Origin of the sequence: Pseudonocardia bannensis, assembly GCF_012911875.1 — a bacterium.
Classification (GTDB): Bacteria; Actinomycetota; Actinomycetes; order Mycobacteriales; family Pseudonocardiaceae; genus Pseudonocardia; species Pseudonocardia bannensis.
In genome coordinates this window covers 54,723-74,851 of record NZ_JAAXKZ010000014.1, presented here as the reverse complement: position 1 = coordinate 74,851, position 20,129 = coordinate 54,723, and the positions used below count along the sequence as shown (strand labels likewise).

The 20,129-nt window shown below is 71.7% G+C and carries 28 protein-coding genes; 17 read left to right on the top strand and 11 right to left on the bottom strand.

What is annotated here, in order from left to right; all coding sequences use genetic code 11:
* The first annotated feature begins 22 nt into the window (after positions 1-22).
* Positions 23-157 (top strand): multicopper oxidase domain-containing protein, encoded by a 135-nt coding sequence (locus tag HF519_RS06480; protein WP_312859938.1) that lies wholly within the window; start codon positions 23-25, stop codon positions 155-157.
* Between the two features lie 252 nt (positions 158-409).
* On the opposite strand, the gene HF519_RS06475 is transcribed toward HF519_RS06480, so the two are convergent.
* Positions 410-631 (bottom strand): DUF4389 domain-containing protein, encoded by a 222-nt coding sequence (locus HF519_RS06475; RefSeq protein WP_312859936.1) that lies wholly within the window; start codon positions 629-631, stop codon positions 410-412.
* A gap of 89 nt (positions 632-720) precedes the next feature.
* On the opposite strand from HF519_RS06475, the gene HF519_RS06470 reads away from it, so the two are divergent.
* From HF519_RS06470 to HF519_RS06460, 3 genes are all read left to right on the top strand, one after another.
* Positions 721-972, top strand: a complete 252-nt coding sequence (locus HF519_RS06470; protein WP_169411082.1) for a hypothetical protein — start codon at positions 721-723, stop codon at positions 970-972.
* A 158-nt stretch (positions 973-1,130) separates the two neighbouring features.
* Positions 1,131-2,630 carry a carboxylesterase/lipase family protein gene (locus HF519_RS06465; protein WP_169411080.1) on the top strand — a complete coding sequence of 500 codons (1,500 nt, stop codon included), beginning with the start codon at positions 1,131-1,133 and terminating at the stop codon, positions 2,628-2,630.
* A 273-nt stretch (positions 2,631-2,903) separates the two neighbouring features.
* Complete coding sequence (locus HF519_RS06460; protein WP_169411078.1) at positions 2,904-3,353, top strand: pyridoxamine 5'-phosphate oxidase family protein; 450 nt, start codon at positions 2,904-2,906, stop codon at positions 3,351-3,353.
* A gap of 229 nt (positions 3,354-3,582) precedes the next feature.
* On the opposite strand, the gene HF519_RS06455 is transcribed toward HF519_RS06460, so the two are convergent.
* The 3 genes from HF519_RS06455 to HF519_RS06445 all read right to left on the bottom strand — a co-directional run bounded on the left by HF519_RS06455 (position 3,583) and on the right by HF519_RS06445 (position 5,485).
* A complete protein-coding gene (locus HF519_RS06455; protein WP_169411075.1) occupies positions 3,583-4,302 on the bottom strand; it encodes a CBS domain-containing protein in 720 nt (239 codons plus the stop codon).
* The gene (locus tag HF519_RS06450; RefSeq protein ID WP_211169623.1) at positions 4,299-4,823 is read right to left on the bottom strand and encodes a universal stress protein; all 525 of its coding nucleotides are present in this window, start codon (positions 4,821-4,823) and stop codon (positions 4,299-4,301) included. Before HF519_RS06450 ends, HF519_RS06455 begins: the two co-directional genes overlap by 4 nt.
* 203 nt (positions 4,824-5,026) lie before the next feature.
* Complete coding sequence (locus tag HF519_RS06445; RefSeq protein ID WP_169411071.1) at positions 5,027-5,485, bottom strand: CBS domain-containing protein; 459 nt, start codon at positions 5,483-5,485, stop codon at positions 5,027-5,029.
* Between the two features lie 194 nt (positions 5,486-5,679).
* On the opposite strand from HF519_RS06445, the gene HF519_RS06440 reads away from it, so the two are divergent.
* From HF519_RS06440 to HF519_RS06410, 7 genes are all read left to right on the top strand, one after another.
* Positions 5,680-6,105: a PspC domain-containing protein gene (locus HF519_RS06440; protein ID WP_169411070.1), complete on the top strand. Its 426-nt coding sequence runs from the start codon at positions 5,680-5,682 to the stop codon at positions 6,103-6,105.
* Positions 6,106-6,167: 62 nt separating this feature from the next.
* Positions 6,168-6,371, top strand: a complete 204-nt coding sequence (locus HF519_RS06435; RefSeq protein ID WP_169411068.1) for a hypothetical protein — start codon at positions 6,168-6,170, stop codon at positions 6,369-6,371.
* Positions 6,368-6,709: a proteasome activator gene (locus HF519_RS06430; RefSeq protein WP_169411066.1), complete on the top strand. Its 342-nt coding sequence runs from the start codon at positions 6,368-6,370 to the stop codon at positions 6,707-6,709. The genes HF519_RS06435 and HF519_RS06430 overlap by 4 nt, the downstream gene beginning before the upstream one ends.
* 214 nt (positions 6,710-6,923) lie before the next feature.
* The gene (locus HF519_RS06425; protein ID WP_169411064.1) at positions 6,924-7,283 is read left to right on the top strand and encodes a hypothetical protein; all 360 of its coding nucleotides are present in this window, start codon (positions 6,924-6,926) and stop codon (positions 7,281-7,283) included.
* Between the two features lie 69 nt (positions 7,284-7,352).
* Positions 7,353-8,015 (top strand): response regulator, encoded by a 663-nt coding sequence (locus tag HF519_RS06420; protein ID WP_169411062.1) that lies wholly within the window; start codon positions 7,353-7,355, stop codon positions 8,013-8,015.
* Positions 8,016-8,204: 189 nt separating this feature from the next.
* Complete coding sequence (locus HF519_RS06415; RefSeq protein WP_169411060.1) at positions 8,205-8,552, top strand: hypothetical protein; 348 nt, start codon at positions 8,205-8,207, stop codon at positions 8,550-8,552.
* Positions 8,543-9,325 (top strand): DUF6544 family protein, encoded by a 783-nt coding sequence (locus HF519_RS06410; protein ID WP_169411058.1) that lies wholly within the window; start codon positions 8,543-8,545, stop codon positions 9,323-9,325. Before HF519_RS06415 ends, HF519_RS06410 begins: the two co-directional genes overlap by 10 nt.
* Before the next feature lie 65 nt (positions 9,326-9,390).
* On the opposite strand, the gene HF519_RS32700 is transcribed toward HF519_RS06410, so the two are convergent.
* On the bottom strand, positions 9,391-10,248 hold the full coding sequence (locus tag HF519_RS32700; RefSeq protein WP_169411056.1) for a universal stress protein: 858 nt from the start codon (positions 10,246-10,248) through the stop codon (positions 9,391-9,393).
* Between the two features lie 257 nt (positions 10,249-10,505).
* Here HF519_RS32700 and HF519_RS06400 point away from each other — a divergent pair, with 257 nt between their 5' ends.
* Both HF519_RS06400 and HF519_RS06395 read left to right on the top strand, forming a co-directional pair.
* Positions 10,506-11,492, top strand: a complete 987-nt coding sequence (locus HF519_RS06400; RefSeq protein WP_169411054.1) for an Acg family FMN-binding oxidoreductase — start codon at positions 10,506-10,508, stop codon at positions 11,490-11,492.
* Between the two features lie 84 nt (positions 11,493-11,576).
* Complete coding sequence (locus tag HF519_RS06395; RefSeq protein ID WP_169411052.1) at positions 11,577-12,248, top strand: CBS domain-containing protein; 672 nt, start codon at positions 11,577-11,579, stop codon at positions 12,246-12,248.
* 573 nt (positions 12,249-12,821) lie between these two features.
* Here the strand turns inward: HF519_RS06395 and HF519_RS06390 are convergent.
* From HF519_RS06390 to HF519_RS06375, 4 genes are all read right to left on the bottom strand, one after another.
* On the bottom strand, positions 12,822-13,124 hold the full coding sequence (locus HF519_RS06390) for a universal stress protein (RefSeq protein ID WP_246242644.1): 303 nt from the start codon (positions 13,122-13,124) through the stop codon (positions 12,822-12,824).
* Between the two features lie 169 nt (positions 13,125-13,293).
* A complete protein-coding gene (locus HF519_RS06385) occupies positions 13,294-13,488 on the bottom strand; it encodes a lipopolysaccharide assembly protein LapA domain-containing protein (RefSeq protein WP_169411050.1) in 195 nt (64 codons plus the stop codon).
* 321 nt (positions 13,489-13,809) lie between these two features.
* Entirely contained in the window at positions 13,810-14,091 is a 282-nt protein-coding gene (locus HF519_RS06380) for a hypothetical protein (protein WP_169411048.1), read from the bottom strand.
* 17 nt (positions 14,092-14,108) lie between these two features.
* A complete protein-coding gene (locus tag HF519_RS06375; RefSeq protein WP_169410957.1) occupies positions 14,109-14,330 on the bottom strand; it encodes a hypothetical protein in 222 nt (73 codons plus the stop codon).
* Between the two features lie 294 nt (positions 14,331-14,624).
* On the opposite strand from HF519_RS06375, the gene HF519_RS06370 reads away from it, so the two are divergent.
* Positions 14,625-14,987 (top strand): hypothetical protein, encoded by a 363-nt coding sequence (locus tag HF519_RS06370; protein WP_211169621.1) that lies wholly within the window; start codon positions 14,625-14,627, stop codon positions 14,985-14,987.
* 396 nt (positions 14,988-15,383) lie between these two features.
* Positions 15,384-16,118: a SpoIIAA family protein gene (locus HF519_RS06365; protein WP_169411046.1), complete on the top strand. Its 735-nt coding sequence runs from the start codon at positions 15,384-15,386 to the stop codon at positions 16,116-16,118.
* Positions 16,119-16,603: 485 nt separating this feature from the next.
* Here HF519_RS06365 and HF519_RS06360 read toward each other — a convergent pair whose 3' ends face one another.
* On the bottom strand, positions 16,604-17,365 hold the full coding sequence (locus HF519_RS06360) for a slipin family protein (RefSeq protein WP_312859937.1): 762 nt from the start codon (positions 17,363-17,365) through the stop codon (positions 16,604-16,606).
* Positions 17,366-18,030: 665 nt separating this feature from the next.
* On the opposite strand from HF519_RS06360, the gene HF519_RS06355 reads away from it, so the two are divergent.
* Complete coding sequence (locus HF519_RS06355) at positions 18,031-18,309, top strand: SHOCT domain-containing protein (RefSeq protein WP_169411042.1); 279 nt, start codon at positions 18,031-18,033, stop codon at positions 18,307-18,309.
* A 50-nt stretch (positions 18,310-18,359) separates the two neighbouring features.
* Positions 18,360-18,968 (top strand): hypothetical protein, encoded by a 609-nt coding sequence (locus HF519_RS30275; RefSeq protein ID WP_211169620.1) that lies wholly within the window; start codon positions 18,360-18,362, stop codon positions 18,966-18,968.
* Positions 18,969-18,996: 28 nt separating this feature from the next.
* On the opposite strand, the gene HF519_RS06345 is transcribed toward HF519_RS30275, so the two are convergent.
* A complete protein-coding gene (locus tag HF519_RS06345; protein WP_169411040.1) occupies positions 18,997-19,980 on the bottom strand; it encodes an SDR family NAD(P)-dependent oxidoreductase in 984 nt (327 codons plus the stop codon).
* Positions 19,981-20,129: the final 149 nt, after the last annotated feature.

The following is a 20,129-nucleotide window of genomic DNA, read 5'->3' as shown; positions in this document are numbered from 1 at the left end:
CACCGGCACCCCCCAGGGCGTCGTGCTCGTCCCCCCGCGCGGCTGGGTACGGCTGCGCATCCCGTTCACCGCCCACCCCGGGCGCAGCGTCTACCACTGCCACATCCTCGACCACGAAGACCTCGGCATGATGGCCACCATCAACGTCCGCGGATAGCCCGCCCATTCGATGGTCAGGACACGATCGAATCCGTTCGGAATCCAGCCGGGAGGCGATGATCAGGTGGCCGGCCACCTCGCCCATCTGGGCCAGCAGGGCTACCGGTACCAGCCCGGCGAGCAGGACCGTCCCGCCGATGACCGGCCGGCTGTGTCACGCCGGGCGCCGTGATCCCTCCGACGCCGTCGGGTCAGTACGTCCGGCGTTCATCATGACCCCGACCCTGGCTCAACGGCGCATTCGCCCGGCCTACGGCATCCACCCCGTCGGGGGTAGGCGGGACAGTGCCGGTGACGGGTTCGGCGCTGCCCTGATCGAGCCGGACGGTGGATAGGTGTCGGTCATCAGCGCGGCGTAGGCGAGGACCCGCGCCGCCCAACGGTGCATCCCGACCACCGCATCGAAGATCCCGGCCGGGTAGCGGCCGCTGAACAACGGCGTGGCGGCGGCGAACAGCACGAGAACGCCCACCAGTCCCCGCCGACGCTCACCACACCGGTCTCGCCGTAACGGAAGGCGACAGTTCCCGCGCCGCCGAGGAAGAACCCGATGACGACGTAGTGCGACTGGGGTCGGGTGGTCGCGGCCCGCGGCCCGCCTACGTCTGTGGCGGGGCCGTGGCGGTGCTGGGTGCCCAGCTCATGCTGTCGGTCGACTGGGGCACCGGCCTGGCCATCGGCACCGCCGTTGCCCTGGTCGCCGTCGGAGTCTGGCTGCACGATCTGGTGCTGCTCGGCGTCGGTTCGGTTGCCACGTTGCTGACGGTGCCGGCTCCCAGCCGCCGCATCGCGGATGCCCAGCCACCACGGTGAGGCACCGACTCGATCGCCACTGGGCGGGGCGGTGGGGACGTTGGTGATGTGGACCTTTGCCGATCGCGTTCCGGGTGGGACGGCCTCGGCCGGTACCAGGTGTTTTCCGGGTCCTTCGCCTCTGCGGTGCGGTTCGAGGCGGTCGCATCGTGATGGGTATGGGTGCGGTGGTCAAGACCGTTCATGGCGAGTTGCGCGGCAGCGTTGCCGACGGGGTGCACGCCTTTCTGGGAGTTCCCTACGCGGCGCCGCCGTCCGGTGCGGACCGGCTCGGTCCGCCGCGGCGGGTCGAACCGTGGGAGGGCGTGCGTGACGCCACCCGGTACGGAGCGGCACCGCCTCAGGTGGCTCCCCCGGAGAGCGCGGGCTCCGACTGGGATACCGCGGTGGCCGGCGAGGACTGCCTGAACCTCAACATCTGGACCCCCGACCCGGGCGCGGCCGGGTTACCCGTCATGGTGTGGGTCCAGGGGGGAATGTTCGAGTTCGGGTGCACGGCGGCGTACAACGGCAGCCATTTCGCCCGCGACGGCGTCGTCTGCGTGGTCATCAACTGGCGTGTCGGGGCCGACGGGTTCCTGGCGGTGGACGACGGCACCGCCAACCTCGGTCTGCTCGACCAGGTCGCGGCCCTGGAGTGGGTGCGGGAGAACATCGCCGCCTTCGGCGGTGACCCCGCCACCGTCACCGTCTTCGGCGAGTCGGCCGGTGCGATGAGCATCGGCACCCTGCTTTCCATGCCCCGCGCCGAGGGGCTGTTCCGGCGAGCGATCGCGCAGAGCGGCGCAGCCCATCAGGTGATCTCGGCCGAGACCGCGCACCGGATCGGACGGTATCTGGCCGAGAAGCTGAATGTGCCCCCGACTCGTGAGGCGATCGCCGCGGTCCCCGTCGAGCGACTGCTGAGGGCGCAGGCGGAGCTGAAGGCCGAACTTCTCGCGCAGCCGGACCCGGGCCGCTGGGGCCAGGAGGTGGTGACCAGCACGCTGCTGTGGCAGCCGGTGATCGACGGGGAGGTCGTTCCCGGCCCCCCGATCGACCGGATCGCGGCCGGCGCCGGCGCTCAGGTGGACCTCATCGTCGGCACCAACACCGACGACTGGAGGCTGTTCCGGGTGCTCAGCGGCGATATCGACCAGATCACCGACGAGGTCTTGACCGGGCCCGTCGGCGTCCACGGGTATCAGGCCCTGGCCGCCTACGGGCTCCCGGTCGAGACGGCGCTCGCCGCGTATCGAGCCGCATACCCCGATGCAGGTCCCGGGGATCTGCTCGCGGCGGTGCAGACCGACTGGTGGGTCCGTATCCCCGCGATCCGCCTGGCCGATGCCCACGTCAACGCCACCTCGCGCACCTACATGTACGAGTTCACCTGGCCCGCCCCGGGCCTCGGCGCCGTGCACGCTCTCGAGATCCCCTTCGTCTTCGACACCCTGAGCACAGACGCCCGGCTCTTCGGGCCGCTGCTGGGGGACGACCCGCCGCAGCAGCTCGCAGACACCATGCACGCCGCCTGGATCTCCTTCGCCACCAGCGGCGACCCGGGTTGGCCGAGATACGACCTCAACCGCAGGACCACCATGCGCTTCAACACCACCTCACAGGCGGTGGACGATCCCCGAGCCTGGGAACGGGCCCTGTGGGAGGGCGTCCGCTAGTAGCGCTCGGGATCGGTGGGAACCACCTCGATCGCCGACTCCGGGCCGCTCAGATCTGTATATGGGTCGACGGTCGGCTCGGTGGTCGGCATGAGCAAACGCCCCGGCGTGCCCGTTGGACGACCCGTCCTGTCCGGGCCCTATGCCCCTGCCGTAGTCGTGGCCGCTCCACGATCCTCTGTTCATGAGGACGGTGCCCGGCATTCTGCCGGCTCGTCCACCCGATCCCGGCCCTTCTCCCCGGCGGGCCACCGATGATCGAGAGATGCGGGCATGGGCAGCTTCGAGGCGTTGAGCAGGGACGAATGCCTGAGGCTGCTCGCTCGTTCCGCGACCGGGCGCCTCGGCGTCGTGGTCGGCCACTATCCCCTCATATTCCCCGTCACCTACGCGCTCGACGGCGACCTGGTCACCATCCGCAGCGGGCCCGGAACGAAGTTCACGGCGTCGCAGTACGCCAACGTCTCCTTCCAGGTCGATCAGACGGAGCCGTCGGGACATGCGGCCTGGAGCGTGCTGGTGCTCGGTGCCGCCTCCATCCCCGACATCAGTGATCCCGCTGAGGTGCAGCGCCTGGAGCAACTGGGAATCAGACCTGTCGCTCCGGGCGACAAGCCCCTGTGGATCCAGGTCGTGCCCGAACACATCACCGGTCGTCGAGTCGTCGCAGACGAGTCCGGCGGGGCGTTCGATCCCCGTGGCTATCTCGGCCTGTATTACTGATCCACCATCGCGTCGGTGCTGCTGCGTGGCGCGGCGCTGGTCCAGGAACGGCACGCAGCAGCGCGACGGCAGCGACCACGAGCAACGCCCCGACCGACCCCGCCGCCGCGCCACCGCCCCCTGTGAGGGACGCATCTTGTCGATTCCACGGCTTCGGCGCAATGCCCCAGTGTCATCGTGATCGTCCTCTCGCCTGCCCTCGTCGTTCTTCCTCCGCCGCGGCGGCCGGTCAGTACAGGGGCGCGACCGGGGAGTCCGCGGCCCGCTCGTCGACCTGGTAGGCCAGGCGGTCCACCACCGCGACAACGCCCTCCAGACGTTCGACGAAACTGACGGCCAACCGGGTGTCCGCCCGGGTGGGCAGCAGACCGGTCAGCGTCACCACTCCCCCGGACACCTGGACGTCGACCCGCGCCGGGTCGACCAGCAGCATCCGGCCCAGAACCTGGTCGACGACCTCGGCGCGCAACTCAGCGTCGTCGCGCAGGAAGGCCTTCAACAGGTCGGACCTGCCCAGCACACCGACGAGCCGACCGCCGGGGCCGCCAGAGGTCTCCGGTTCGACCACCGCCAGCCATCCCAGCCCGCGTTCGTGCATCACCCGAGCCGCCTCGGCCACGCCGGCCTCGGGTCCGACGCCGATCACGGGCGTGGTCATCAGCTCCCGTGCGGTCGTGGGGCGTGCCGCGTGATGCGGCCTGCGGTGCCACGGTCGTCGATCGCGGACCGTCCGCCGTGCCGGGTCGTCCTCCTGCGTGGTGTCCATCAGATCGGCCTCGGAGACGACACCGAGCAGCCGACCGTCCGGGTCGAGCACCGGCACCGCCCGCACGGCGTTGGCCACCAGCACCCGGGCGACCTCGTCGAAGCCGGTCTCCGGAGCCACCGACACCACCGCGGTGGTCATCACCTCCCGCACCCGCGTCCGGCGCAGGCCCGGCGGGTTCACAGCGGCACCGGCACGACCGCCGCAGCGACGGCCGGGCTCTCCTCCGGCACCGGCTGCGGGGCCGGTCGAACGACGGTGACCGGGCAGGGCGCGTGCAGCACGCACTGCAGCCCCACCGAGCCCAGTATCGCGCTGGCGAAACCACCGCGGCCACGGTGACCCACCACGAGCAGGTCCGCGCGTCGTGCCTGCTCGAGCAGCACCTTCGCCGGTGCCCCCGGCAGCGCCTGCACGTCGACGGGCAGCCCTGCGACGGCCGAACCCTGCTCCGCGACGACCTCCCGGACCATGCACTGCACACTCTGCTCGATGCCCGTGGTCAGCTGCTCGAGCGTCGGCGTCGTCTCCATCCGGTACGCCCCGCTCCCGTAAACCGTCGGCCCGTACTCCGGCAGCGGGAACACGCTCACCACCCGGACCCGGGCGTTCCGGCGGCCGGCATCGGCGATCGCGAACTCCAGCGCCGCCCGCGAACCCGCCGATTCGTCCACTCCGACCACGATGACCGGCCGATCGTCCACTTCGTCCTCCAGCACATCCCGGTGGCCGGCCCGCTGCCGGCTCTCCCGGCAACGCTGCCGCCGGTGTCGACCTGGCGCGACGGGCGGAAGCCCCCGGCCATCGGGCCGCTGGCCCCGCGGAGAGGGGCGCTTCGTCCCCGCCTCGGACTCCCCCGGGCCCGGCGCGCCGGGCCCGCGTGGGGCGTCACCGCTACCGCGAGCGGTCAGGGCTCGGCGCAGTCGTGGTCCAGCCGGCCGCCCCGGCGGTGCCGGACCTGCTCGGAGGTCAGCTCCTGGCGGGCGACCACCCGCAAGACGTCGCGGCGGCTCACGATGCCGACCAGCTCGCCGTCATCGACGATCGGCACCGACCGGATCCCCCCGTCGAGCATCAGGGACACGACATCGGCCAGGTCGTCCTCGGGCCGCATCGACATCGGTGCGCCCGTCATCACCCGCGCCACCGTGTGCTCGATCCGCCCCTCGGGCACCGGCCACCCCTCCGGGAGGATCCGGTTCCGGGCCAGATCGGCCTCCGTCGCGATCCCGATCACCCGCCGGCCCTCATCCACCACCGGTGCCGCGGTGAACCCGTGGGACACCAGCAGGGCCGCGGCAGCCCACACCGGCGTGTCCGGCCGCAACGTGATCACCGGGCTGCTCATCACGTCCGCTGCCTTCATCGCCCACACCTCCCCGGCCCGCCACGCCACCTGGCCACGGGCTCCCGCCCAGGCTGGGCGCCTCGGCGCCCGCATCCCAGGGACGAACGGCCCGCCGCGGCGCGGCGTGTGACATCCCGATCGGGGGCCATCGCCCCGCGACCGGAGACCGGGCAGACGTCAGATTCACACCAGCCACGACGAAAGGAGCGAGCATGTCCGCACCCGCACCCGCACCCGCCACGAGGGCGCCGACCGGGCCCGAGCTGAGGCGGCTGCGGCGCAGCCGGCGCGACCGGATGATCGGCGGGGTGTGCGGGGGCCTCGCCCGCCACCTCGACATCGACCCGGTACTGCTGCGGGTCGCCGCGGTGGCTCTGGCACTGTCCGGCGGTCTCGGCGTGCTGGCCTACGTGATCGCGTGGATCGTGATCCCCGAGTCCGTGCCCGGCGAGCCGGAACGAACCGGCCCGCCCGCAGGCCGGCGCGCGGTCGCCCTCGCCGTCGGCGCGGCGCTGATCGGGCTCGGCGCCCTGCTGCTGCTGCTGCGACAGATCGTGCCGTGGATCGGAGCGGACCTGTTCTGGCCGCTCGTCGTGGTCGCGGTGGGTGCCATGGTCCTGCTCTCGGCCCGTCGGTGACCGCCGTGGCGACCCCGTGCGCATCGCCCTGGACGTCGGGCTCGGAGACCTCGAGGTGACCCATGGATAGCACCGCACACACCACCGTGCCGGCCCTCGCCGGCGGCCCCGCCTACCTGCTCGTCGGCACCGCCCTGCTGCTGCAGGTGCTCGGCCTGCTCAGCCTGCGCTGGACCGTTCTCGGGTCGCTGCTGCTGATCGTCGTGGGTGTGCTCAGCGCGGTAGCGGGGACCGTGCAGGCCCGCCGCCACCGGAGCACCGAATGAACGGCCCGGCCGATCCGGTCGCGCTGGCCCGGCTCGGCAGCATGGTCGCCCAACTCCTGGAGGAATCGCACACCGCTCCGCTCGACCGGCCCGGCCGCGATCGGCTCCGCGACGTGCACGCCCGCGCGCTGGCCGAGGTGCGCGACCACGTATCCGCCGAGTTGCGCGGCGAACTGGACCGGATCGCCCGGCGCCCCGACCCCACCCGTGCCGCCTCGGAGGCCGAGCTGCGGATCATGCAAGCCCAGCTCGTCGGCTGGCTGGAGGGCGTCTTCGCCGGCGCTGCCTTCGCCGACGCCCTCGACCACGGGCACGCACCGCAGACCGTTGCACCGTGAGGGGCGGGCCCCCGGACCTGCAACGCCGCAGGATCAGGAGAACAACACTGATGCTCGCCACCCGCACTTCGCGACGGCCACGGATGTCGCGGCTCCTCACGATCGGGGCTCGAACTGAGCATCGCCGTCGCTGCGCTGTACGGCGGGATCGGCCTGATCGCCGACGACGCGATCGGATGCCGATGGACTGGCTGACACACGCCCCGTTCAGCTCGTGGCTGTTGCCGGGGTGTTCCTGCTGCTCATCATCGCGCTGCCGATGGCGACCGCGGCGGTCGTGCTGTTCGCGATCACCGGCCTGGCCGTCAACGGCGCCGTGCTGATCCTGAGCCGGGGCCGCTGGGCCCGGATGGGTCTGCTGGGTGCCGCCGCCTTCCTCGTCGCGATCATCCCGCTAGGCCTGTACACCCTTGCCGACCCGGTCCTCGCCGCCGGCGCGCTGTACCTGGCCCGCCGTGCCTGGCCGCTCGCCGCGCTCGCCCGCTCGGCAACCCGTCCGCCCGGGCCGACCGCCACCCCAGCTCACCGCTGTGCACAGCCCGACCAGCCCGCTCGCCCGCTGCGATTGCCCTGAACAGCTCGCGTGTTCTGCACCGGTTTCGCCCCCGGTACCCTCCACCTGGGCGAACAGAAGGATGATGCCATGACGATCTCGGTGTTTCTGCTCGATGACCACGAGATCGTCCGGCGCGGTATCGCGCAGCTGTTGGAGACCCAGGACGACATCGAGGTCGTCGGCGAGGCCGGCACCGCAGCGCAAGCACTGGCCCGGATCCCGACGTTGCGCCCGGACGTGGCGATCCTGGATGCGCGGCTGCCCGACGGGGACGGCGTTGCGGTGTGCCGGGAGGTGCGGTCCTCGGTGGAGCCGCCCCCGGCGTGTCTGATGCTGACCTCGTACTCCGACGAGGAAGCCCTCTTCGGGGCGATCATGGCCGGCGCGGCGGGATATCTGCTCAAGCAGGTCACCGGGGTGGACCTGATCGGAGCGGTGCGCACCCTCGCCGCCGGCGGGTCGCTGCTGGACCCGCAGGCCACCGCGCAGGTGCTGCAGCGGCTGCGCAAGGGCGACGAACCGGTCGACCCGCGGTACGCCTCGCTGTCGGAACAGGAGCGGCGGATCCTGGAGCTGGTCGCCGACGGGCTGACCAACCGGCAGATCGGCGCGCAGCTGTACCTGGCGGAGAAGACGGTGAAGAACTACGTGTCCTCGCTGCTGGGCAAGCTGGGTTTCGCCCGCCGCACCGAGGCTGCGGTCTATGCCACCGAACGGCGCCATGCGAATCGTCGGAGTGGCCCGTCCTGAGGTGACCTTCAGCCCGGGATGCGTGGTTCGGGCCCCGGAATGCTGGTTGTCGTGCGGGCGTGACCGCCCCACTCACCTGCCGAAGGGACCTCGGTGGTGTCATCGACGACTTTCCCGGCTGCCCACCGCCTCCCTGAGGCGCGCCACCGCCGGGCTCCCGCGTTCGGGCGCGGGCTGATTGTCGCGGTCATGGCCGGGCACGGGCTGCTGCACCTGTTGGGTGTGGTCCTGCTGTGGGGGCTCGCGGAGCCCGGAGCGCTGCGCTTCGCCGACAACGTGCCCCCTGCTGGTTCCCCGGTGGGTGCGCTGGCCGGGGCCGGCTGGTTGGCCGCCACGGCGCTGTTCGTCCTCGCCGCAGGCCTGCTTTCGGTCCGGCGGCGGTCCTGGCGGGTGGTAGCCCTGCTCGCGGTCGCCGCCTCGGTACCGTTCCTGGCGCAGATGGCCTCCGCCGCGGGCGTCGGGTTGGTCGTGGATGCCGTGGTGGCCGTTGCCGCGGTCACAACGTGGTTGCTCGATGGTCGCCGGGCGTGCCGGTGACCGCGCTGCGGGCTGACCCGCCCCGGCATCTGGCCGGCGACACGGCGGCTGACTGGGCCCGGCTCGTCGAACCGACCCCGCAGCCGGCGATCTTCGATCCGGCGATGGTCGCCCCCCTACCCACGCCGGCCCGCCGGTGGGTCGAGCATGCGATCGCGCCGGGCACACCGCTGCTGCGCGTGGTCGTGCTGGACATGCACGGCCGGATCCGGATCGGTTCCTGGCGGCCCTATCGGGCCCGGCAGGTGCTCACCGTGCCCCACGGGTTCGTGTGGGCCGCGGCCACCCGGGTCGCCGGGCTCCCGGTGCGCGGGTTCGACCGCTACACCCGCGGCAGCGGGCAGATGCGCTGGCTGCTGGGGGCGCTGCCGGTGCAGTCGGGCGCGGGCCCGGACATCACCCGCAGCGCCGCGGCCCGGCTGGCCGGCGAGTTCATCTTCACCCCCGCCGCCGCCCTCGACCCGGTTGTGCGCTGGGAACCGCTCGACGACCGGCATGCGGTGGCCCGCGTCTCGATCGGGCCGTTCACCCATCCGATCACGCTCCGCGTCGGGCCCGCCGGGGCGCTGGAATCAGTGTCGCTGCCCCGCTGGGGCAACCCCGATGGCACCGGCTTCGCCGAACACCCGTTCACCGCGCTCGTGCACGAGGAGGCCCGGTTCGACGGCTTCACCGTGCCCGCCCGGCTGTCCGCCGGGTGGTGGAACGGCACCGACGTCCGGGCCACCGGCGGGTTCATCCAGTTCACTGTGGACGCGGCGAACTACCGCTGAAGGCGCGACCTTCCGCGTCGTCGAGGGGCGCACGCCAGGTCTCGGCCCGACCACGGGGACGCAGTTCACGCAGCCGGCGGGCCGTCCGAGCGGACCACCAGGACCGGGCAGGGGGCGTACTGCACCAGCACCTGGCTCGTCGAGCCCAGCAGCATCCCGGTGAACCCGCCCTGGCCGCGATGACCCACAACGATCAGCCGAGCGGCGTCGGCCTGTCGAAGCAGCGCACGCACCGGCCGGTCGGCAACACTGTGCTGCTCGACGGGGACTTCGGGGTGAGCCTCCTGCGCAGCGGCCACGTGCCGGGCCAGCATCTCCCGGCCCTGCTCTTCGAGCACTCCCCAATCCTCATGGGATCGGACAGCGCCGCCACCAGGCCCGGGCACCACGTCGCTCCAGGTGTGCACCGCCACCAGACCGGCGCCCTCCGCCGCCGCGATGTCGAGGCCGAGGGCGAGCGCGGCGTCGCCGTCCGGTGAGCCGTCGACGCCGATCACCACCGGCCCGTCCCTCCGGGGCGTCGCATCCGGTGCCGGCCCCCGCACGACGGCGACCGGGCACGTCGCGTGGGTGACCAGCGTCAGCGCGACCGACCCGGCGAGCATGCCCGGGAATGCGTCCGAGCCCCACCCGCCGACAACCACCAGCCCGGCCGACCGCGCGTGCTCGAGCAGCACGGCAGCGGGCTTCCCGCGCTCCACCCGGGCCTCGACCCGTCCGGCTCCGTGCTTCCGGGCGGCGGTCAGCAGATCGTCGAGCCATCCCGGCACCTCGGCCGATCCGCCGGACTCCGCAACGACGTGCACCACCTGCAGTGGTACGTCTCGGCGGGCGGCCTCGGTCGCTGCCCACTCGGCGGCCTGCCGTGCCGACGGGGACGTGTCGACCCCCACCACCACCGGCCTGCCATCGGTAGTCGACACACGATCTCCTTCCGGAGCGGCCGGCCCACGAGGCTCGCGGGGACACCGCGGGCATCAGGTTGCCGCCCCGGCCGGGGCGCGTAAACCCCCGATCAGTCACCTCGGAGAACGCGGGTCTTCGGTCCCGTCAGGTCATGTCGCACGACTGTGGAGGCGGGCTGCGGGCCGATCGACGATGAGTTCCGCGATCGCGTGGTCGCGCACGTCGAGGCGACCCGCCCCGCGCCGCCGCGCCGCCGGACAACACGGAGCCTCCGATGATCATCGAGACAGTCGGCCACGCCACGGTCCGTGCCGCCCTGGCGCTGGCCTGCCGGGCCCCGTCGGTGCACAACTCCCAGCCCTGGCGGTGGGGCCTGGGCGGGTCGCGGGTCCACCTCTACGCCGATCTGCACCGGTGGCTGCCGGCGACGGATCCCGACGGCCGGGACCTGCTGCTCAGCTGCGGCGGGGCGTTGCACCACCTGCGGATCGCGCTCGCCGCACTCGGCATCGGAGTGGATGTTCACCGGATTCCCGACCCGACCCAGCCCGACCTGCTGGCCGTGCTCGACCTGAGCCCGGCATCGACGGGCCCGACCGACCTCGAGCCGGCGCGCGCGATCAGCACCCGGCGCACCGACCGTCGACGGTTCAGCTCGTGGCCGGTGCCGGACGACTACCTGGACCAGCTCGCCGAGCGCGCCGCCGAACAGGGCGCGCTGCTCCGCGTCATCTCCGACCCGGCCGCCCGACACACGGTGGAGGAGGCGATCACGGCGGCCGCCGCCGTGCAGGCCCTCGTCCCCGGTTACGCCGCAGAGCTCGCGATGTGGAGCGGCCGGCACTCCTCCGTCGACGGGGTCCCGGCCGCCAGCGCGCCCCCGGCCGACGAGCGCCGGGAAGGGCCGACGATGCGGCTGTACCCCGGGGGCGAACTCGCCGGGCCCCAGCAGGACCCACGGGACGCCGCAGCGCTGCTGGTACTGGGCACCTCCTCGGACGACCGGCTCTCCCAGCTGCGGGCCGGCGAAGCCATGAGTGCGATCCTGCTGTACGCCACCACCCTGGAGCTGGGCAGCAGCCCGCTGAGTCAGCCGCTGGAGATCGGCAGCACCCGCGCGGTGCTGCAGCAGCAGGTGCTGGGCGGAACGCTGTCACCGCAGTTGGTGATCCGGGTGGGCTGGCCGCCTGCGACCGGCCCGGTGCCACCTCTCACCCCTCGGCGCGAGCTCGCGGACACGACGATGCTCCTGCCCGCGTAGGCCCGAACGGGTAGGACAGCGGACCCGAGGTGAACGCGACGTCCGGCCCTGCTGCAGGATCCGCTGCGCGCCCACGCTGGCCCCATGAAGCACCTCACCGTGGCCGACGTGATGACGACGAACGTTCTGCGGGCCCGACCGGCGATGCCGCTGAAGGAACTGGCCCGCGTGCTGGCGGAGCACGAGGTCAGCGCGCTCCCCGTGCTCGACGCCGACGACCGGGTCATCGGGATGGTGTCCGAGCGAGATGTCCTGGCCAAGCAGGGACGCCCCAGCCCCGGCCGTCCGCACTGGTGGCAACCCCGGCGGGCTCGGGCCGAGATCCGAAGGGCCGCCGGAGACACGGTCGGCCAGGTGATGACCACCGGCCCGGTGACGGTGGGCCCGGATGCGCCGCTCGCGCAGGCGGCCCGGTTGATGGCCGACCACGAGGTGAAGAGGCTGCCGGTCGTCGACGACCACGGTGCACTGCTCGGCATCGTCAGCCGTGGCGACCTGATGAAGGCGTACCTGCGCACCGACGAGGACATCAAGACCGAGGTGACCGGTGAGGTCCTCATGCACGTGCTGTGGATCGATCCGACGACGGTCACGGTCACCGTGCAGGACGGGGTGGTCACCCTCCACGGCACCGTCGAGCAGCGCAGTACCGCCGGGATCGCCGAGCGCCTGGTGCGCCGGGTCGACGGGGTGATCGACGTCGTCAACGAGCTCGAGTACGGAGTCGACGATCGCAAAGCGGCACGAGGGCGTTGACCTGCCGTGACGTGGCGGGGAATACCCGGGAGCGCGGCGGCCCACCGGCCCCGGAACTCATCGGCGATGTGGAGAACCGCCCCGCGCTGATCGTCGACGCCATGATCAGCACCGGTGCCACCATCGACGCCGCCGAACGCCTCCAGGCCCTTCCGCCTGCTCGTCACCGATACCGTCCCCCTCCCACCGAACCCGCCACCGTGGATGGGCGTCCACTCGATGGCCGCCCTCCTCGCCGACGCCGTCGGCAGACTGCACCGCGGCGAGCCGCTGGACGACCTGCTGCTGCAGAGCTGCCCAGACAACGACTGCCCGGCGTTGCGGGCCTTCTGCCACGGATCGCCGGGCGGAGTCCCTGTGCTGAAGCCGCAAGTGGACGGCGTCTTGGCCGGTTCGGACGCTGGGCGCCCGCGACCCAGGTTCCGCTTGCGCGCCGGTCGAGAGCCTGTGATCGACATGTCGGGAGCGTGAGCCGAGCCCAAGGCTGATCCGGTGGGGGTCGACCCGCGGCACGGTCGCCCCCACCGGGCACCGTTGCGGACGATCTCATCGACAACGAACGGCGACACGCTGTCATTTCTTGCCGACGACGGCGACAGGACAGCGGGCGTAGTGGAGTACTGCATGGCTCACCGAGCCCAGCAGCGCCTCACCGCCTCGAGCCCGCCCATGGCGGCCGACGACGAGCAGGGCGGCGCCCGCGGCCTCGTCCAGCAACGTCTGCGCGGGCCGGTCGAGGACACCACATGACGCACCGGCACCTCGGGATGGCGCTTCCCCGCTCCGACCAGCAGGCGCTCCAGTACGGCGTCGGACTCCTTGTGCACCTGTCCCCGGTCGAGATCCACGGAGAGGGGCGAGGCTGGCTGACGTCATCACCGTGTTGCCTGCCGGGGATCCAGCGACGATGCAGGCCGGGGCTGCGCTGCGCATGAGCCCGGACCTGGAACGGATGGGAGTCCCAGCCCGACACGTGGCACATTGTCAGGTAGAGATACCCGAACGCGCCATCCGGCAAAGACCTCGGCGCCGCGTTCAGTTCGGGTCAGTCCCCTCGGCCTTCGCGGCGCGTCTTGCGGCGCCTATGGCGGCGCAACACGCCGAGTCCGAACCACACCAACGCCCCGACCAGCGCTGCCACGAGCGTAAGCAGCCACAGCGGCCAGGTGAAGTTCCAGAACAGGAACCGGAGCGTGACGCGCTCGGTGTTCTGGATCATGAAGATGAGCAGCAGTCCCACAGGCCGCTCCGCGATCTGGCGAATCGTGCCGCATTACGGTCTCGCCGCCCCGGTCGCGGCGACCAGTGGCCACCGCCACCACCTGGACATTCAAAAGACCCTGCCTCCTGCAGCCTTCGGGCCGGGGAGTCACGTCCCCGCTGGTGGGATAGGTCCGGGGCCGGCCGGCGTGCCTGAGCGCCTGAGGAAGAACATTGAGCTCGGCCACGAGGCGACGGAGAAGGCCGGCTGGCCGGACCGCCATGACCGCGGGCGGCTCGAGTTCGGGTGGGACGCCGGGAACACCCCCAGGATCGAACGTCGGCGGCCCGTACGGGCTACTCACGAGGCCGGCATGCCGCGGCGACTGCGGTAGACGCCACCACCGGCGTAGCCCGAGAGGTCGACCAGGACGGCGAGCGCCAGCCATATGGCGTCGAACCCGCCGATGCCTCCGGGCGCAACGAGCACGTACATCAGCGTCGTCCACGGCAGGAAGATCAGGCCCAGGACCGGCACCAGGACGGTGCCGAACGTCGCGTCCCACCGCAGCGGCTCGAACAGCCACCACAGGACACCGACCAGGCGCGGCCCGAACAGCAGCAGGAGGAAGAACAGGCACATCGGCGCTGCCTTCCCCGTCAGCGACGGCGGTCCAATGCGGCGTCCGGCGTGATCGCCACGTCGATGAGCGCCAGGTGGGTGAAGGTGCCGATCTGCTCGCCGAGCCAGGAGTCGCAGAACGCCACCGTGTCGTCGAAGCGCGGGCAGCAGAACCAGTCCACCGATCCGTCGGTGCTGACCAGCGCGGAGGTCTGCAGGTCTCCGATGAGCCAGGGATCGGCGATCGCGGCCTCGGTCATGGCTGGCTCCTCGGTGCTGTCACGGTGCCGGCGCCCGGTGCGCCGTAAGTCGCCACCGTGGCCACCGGTCGCAGCCCGTGCATCACCCGCGGCGGACGAGCGACGCAGGGGACGGCCTCGGCCCATCCCAAACTCGTCCCGCACCGTCGCGGGGGCGGGCACGGCGTCGCGGCTGGCGCAGACGATCGGGCTGCTCTACCTGCCGGGCACCCTGTTGCTCGCAGGAGTCAGCATCCTCGCCGGGCGCTGGTCGCGCTGTACACCGCCCGTCCGGTACTGCTTGCAGGTCTGCTGGTGCTCGCCGCGAGCGGGCTCGTGACGTTCGGGATGACCGGCTACGCACTCGGGCCGACGGTCTACATTCTGCTGCTCGGCTTCTTCTTCCAGCAGCAGTGGCTGGCCGATGCTGAGTCCCGGGGCCTATCGGTGCAGCAGGCCGAGACCGCCGTGAACGCGGTGCGCAGCTCGCTGGCGAACAGTCCTGGCACGACCGGCTACGACCCGAACTCGTCCAGCGGGCGTCGGAACTGGCACTGGACTACACAACCGGCCTGCGGATCACGATGCTGGTCGTCACACTCGTGCCGATGGCTGTGGCAGTACTGGCGTACTTTCTCGTGCCGCGGCGGCCACGGCCGACGCCGTAGCCGCCGGTAGTCCTCGCGGCGATGTCCGCCTCCGGCCCTGCGTGCCTCCGGGGGACGCTGCCCATCGACCTATGGGTGTCGGCCCGCCCCCCGGCTCGGCAGGACGAGACCTGGAAGCGATCAAGCGGTGACGGCCAGCCGTCCATCTGCGCCGCTCGCCTGCCGCCGGGTGCCCGGGATCTGGCGTGGGCGGGTTCGCGAGGGCGCCCGCAGAGCCTTGATGGTGGCCCGGCACCGGCTGTCGTCGCTTCTCCCGGCGGACCGAAACGCCGTCCATGCCACCGAGTTGCGCCGCAAGGACGGCCGGTAGGTCGGCGCGGGTCCTTCGGCCGTACCTGCCGCCACCGCGTCGGTGCAGAGTCGCCACGGGACGAGCGGGCGCTCGCACCCTCTGAAGGAGATCGACGTGATCGAGCAGGTCCGCGACCTGCCGCCCGGCGTCGACGGGGTCCGGTCCAGCGGGAAGCTCACCCGTGAGGACTACGACGCGGTAGTCGTCCCGCTCGTCGAGGAGGCGCTGCGCGACCGACGGCGGCTGCGCTGTCTGGTCGAGGTTCCCGACTTCGACGGCATCACCCCGGGGGCGGCCTGGGAGGACGTCACGCTCGGCCTGCGGGCGCTGGGCGCCTTCGACGGCTGTGCCATCGTCAGCGACCTCGGCTGGATCCGGGAGTCCGCCCGGCTGGCCGCTTTCCTCATGCCCTGCACGGTCCGGGTTTTCGCCCAGGCCGATCACGACGAGGCCGTCGCGTGGCTCACCGCGCTGCCTGGCGCACCACGGATCACCCACCGGCTGATCGGCGAGGCGGGTGTCGTCGTCGTCGAGGTCGGCGCTCCCCTGAGTGTCGTGGACATCGACGCACTGGCGACCGTGGTCGACGAGTGGCTCGCCACGCACGCGAGCCTGCACGGCCTGGTCCTGAACGCGCGGGTGGTACCCGGATGGGACAGCCTCAGCGCGCTGGTCCGGCACCTGCGCTTCGTCCTCGGCCACTCCCGCAGGGTCGACAAGGTCGCGTTCGCCGTTGACGGCACGCTCGCCACACTCGCCACGACGCTGGCCGGGCACGTCGTCCACCCCGAGGTACGCAGGTTCTCCTTCGACGAGCTCGACGCGGCGGTCGACTGGGCGACGGCCTGAGCAGCCTCAAGGCGAGCGCCGTCCCACCCCGCAGCGGCCCCGGTGAGTAACCTGCGTCGCCGACCAGCGTCACGCGCCCGGGCGACCACGTGTCCATCCGGATCGGGCAGATCGAGTCGAGATGGAAGCCGTCCGCCCGCTCCATGGGGCCAGGGCCGGGGACCTCCCAGCCTGCGTTCGCGGACTCCGTGGAGCGGTCGCTTCTGCTGCTCGACGTCGTGCTGGTCGAACCGGAGAACACCGAGGCGCCACAGGACAGAAGGTCCCTGAGTCGGACCTGTTCCGCCGGGTCGTCGCAGGGCAGGGTGCGGCGGTCCGTCGCACCCTGCCCGGGCTGTGAACCCGTAGTGGCGTGGGGTCAGCTCGGTCGAGGTGCCCAGTTCGCAACAGGCGCCGGCCATGGGTTCTGCACGCGACGATCCTCGGACCCGCGGGGCTGGCCGAGGTCCAGGGGCGGCACCGGGTTCGGGCTCGTGCACCATCCATCAAGCACTCGGCCGCGAGGTTCCGGAGCTGCTGGCGACCGTGTCCCCGTTCGGCAGACCGGATCCGTCGGTGTACTCCGCGTGCATGAACCGCGCGATCGTGCGGGCGCTGTCGAGGAACTGCGCCGGGAAGACGATGGTGGAGTTCTTCTCGATGGCGATCTCGGCGAGCACCTGCAGGTTCCGCAGCTGCAGCGCGACGGGGTGCGCGGCGATCACATCGGCCGCCTCGGCGAGCTTGCCGGCACTGAGCGCCTCCCCCTCAGCCGCGATGATCTTTGCTCGCTTCTCCCGCTCCGCCTCGGCCTGCCGGGCCATCGCCCGCTGCATGGACTGCGGCAACTCGATGTCCTTGAGCTCCACGAGCTGGACGTAGACACCCCACCGGCTGGTCAGCTCGTCCAACACCTCCTTGATCGACTCGTTGAGCGTCTCGGTCTCCGACAGCACCTGGTCGAGCAGGGAACGGCCCACGACGTTACGCACGGTCGTCTGCGCGATCTCGTACACCGCCCGCTCAACATCGGTGATCTCCAGGATCGACTTCACCGGGTCCGTGCGCCGGTAGTAGGCCACCGCCGCGACTCCGATGGAGACGTTGTCCTTGGTGATGATCTGCTGCGACTGGATGGGCATGGTCACCGTGCGCAGGCTGACCTTCTGCATCCGATCGGCCAGTGGGATCATGAACCGCAGCCCGGGTTCACGCACGCCTCGCAGCCTTCCGAAGCGGAAGACCACTCCGCGTTCGTACTGCCGCACGATGGCGACACCGAGGTTGGCCACAGAAATCGCCGCCTCTCCGCTTTCTCCCGGCCCAGGCTTCCGACGACCGGCCGACCCTGCCAGGGCCGAACGCCCTGCCCGGCGCGGCTGGTCGAGCGTCCAGAGCGCTCGGTCTTGGTCCGGCGGCGCGTGCCGGCCCAGGCGGCGAGCTGTGGAGCCTCGCCCCGCATCCCGAGGGGACGTAGCGCTCTGCCCCGATCTACTGCTCGATGAGCACTGTCGAGGGTGCCCTGCGCCGCGACCGGGGCGCAGCCTCGGCGAACCGCCGGCGGCCTGCCCCACCGCCCGTCGAGCGCGAGCACCGGCATCGGACAGGCAAGTATCTTCCGCCGGCGCGACCCTTCGGAATGCGCGATCCATCGGCTGACGCCTCGGTGCGAACATCGCGGTGCGCGATCATCGGTCACGGGGTCCAGGCCGATGGCCCACGGCCGCTTGGTGATCGACGCCGCCGAACACCTCCAGGCCCGCTCGGCGACCTGCTGCTGCAGAGCTGACCGGAGTGACGACCGCACCGAAGCCGGGGTCCTTCGACCATGAATCTCCTGACGGAGTCCCCCTGTGCTCGAGTCGCTCGTGGACGCCAGTCTTGCCGTGCCGGGCGCCCCATACGGGCGCTCGCTGGGCACGGGAGGTTCCAGATGATGTTCTGGTGGGGCAACCACATGGGCGGCTGGGGTTCGATGCTGATGGCCATCAGCACCATCGTCGTCTGGCTGGTGGTGATCGCGGGCATCGTCGCCTTGGCCCGGTACACCGCCCAGCAACGGCAGGAGTACGCGGCGCCACCACCACCGCGGCCCACTCCCGAACAGCTGCTCGCCGAGCGGTTCGCGCGCGGTGACATCGACGAGCCCGAGTACCGGCACCGCCTCGACACCCTCACCACCACGGTACGCACCCCCGCGGACCGGTCGTGAACCGCGGCCCCGGCGGCCTCGGGCCCGTCCACCCCGTAGCGGAGAGCCCCATGTTCCTCGACACTGCCAGCTCCCGACCCTGGTGGAAGCACCCGCTGCTCCTGTCGGCAGCTGGGCTCGTCGCCCTCCGTCTCCTGGGCGTGCTCGTCTTCCGCACCCAGGTCCCCGCCGTCATGGACAGGCTGCGCGCATTCAACAAGCACGCCCTGAACCCCGCGATGCTCCACCTGGCCGGCCGTCCACACTGGTACGCCGCCCGTGTGGAGCACGTCGGGCGCCGCTCCGGCCGGGCCTACGCCACACCCGTCATCGCACAAGCGATACCGGGCGGATTCACCATCCCCCTGCCCTACGGAACCGACGTCGACTGGCGCCGCAACGTCACGGCTGCCGGAGGCGGCGTCCTCGAGGTGGGGGGCGTGCGCCACACGATCAGCGGGCCCTGCGTCGTGGACAGCTCGGCGGTGCTCGCCGACCTTCCACCGCTCTGGCAATGGGTGTCCCGCATCTACCGGATCCAGCACTGGCTCACGGTCAGCGCAAAGCCGGCTCCCGACTCGAGCGCCGACGGAGCGGCACATTCCGCGGTCCTGCCGAGAGGGACGACCGGTTCGCCGATGTCGACGCCGTCACCGGCCAGCCGACGGCCACCAACCTGATGGCCGAGTACACCTAGACGGCTCCTCACTAGTCAAGTCGATCTTGATTCGGGGTTGTAGGGTCGGGGTTGGCGAGTCCGGGAAGTGACTTGTCCGAAGAGCCGGTGGTAGGGGTTGAGCCGGCCGCGCTGGACTCTGTCGTCGCCCCCTGGTGTCCTCCCGGACTCGCCCCTTCCTGTTGCGTGGCGTCGCAGAGCAGCCGGCGGTAGACGACGACGGAGAGTCGTCGTTTCAGGCAGCGCAGGGCTTCCTTGCGACCTTTCCCGGCGGCGCGTTTGCGCAGGTAGTAGTCCCGTCCCGGGCAGTCGCGCTGGACTTGGCTGATTGCCATGGTGTGTAGGCAGCAGTTGAGCTGACGGTCCCCGGCCCGCGACAGGCGGTGGCGGACGACGTCGCCGGAGGAGACCTCGACGAGGGCCACGTCGAGCAGGTGCGCGACGCCCTCGGTGGGCTGGGGATCAGGCGCAGGCTCGTCGCCCCGCCGTACAGCGCCTCGACGGCCGGGTTGAGGACCGTGCGGGTCGCCGCCCCGGCCGGCGAGCCCGAACGCCGAGCTGGTGGGTACGGCTGCGCCGCCGCGGCCCTGCTCGATCATCAACGGCGCCGTGGCGTGCACGGTGTTCCACACTCCGACGAGGTTCACGTCGAGCTGGTCACGGAACGCCCGTGCCGGGTCGGTGCCCGGCTTCACGATGCCGATGCCGGCGTTGGCCAGCACGATGTCTACGCCACCCAGCTGTCCTGCGGCGTCGGTGACCCCGCTGGTCAGCGTGTCGGCGTCGCGGACGTCGACCTCGGCGGTGACGACGCGGCGACCCTGCTCGCGCACCGGCCGCGCAGTCTCGTCCAGGTCGGCCCGGGTGGCCAGGTCGTAGGCCACCGAGTCGATGTCGTGGCCGATGTCGAGTGCCACGACATCGGCACCCTTGGACGCCGGCCTGACAGCGTGGCTGCGGCCCTGACCGCGGCCCGCACCGGCGATGACCGCGATCTTGCCGTCGAATCTGCGCATGTTCCTCCGTGCGCTCTGTCGTCCACGTAGGCAGACCCTGCCCCGTCCCAGACTCGTCGCCCGACAGCGCGGCCCACCCTGGAGCGCCTCTCCCCGGTCCAGCGGCACCGCAGGGTGTCCCTGTGCCACCTGCTCGCGCGGTGAGCGGA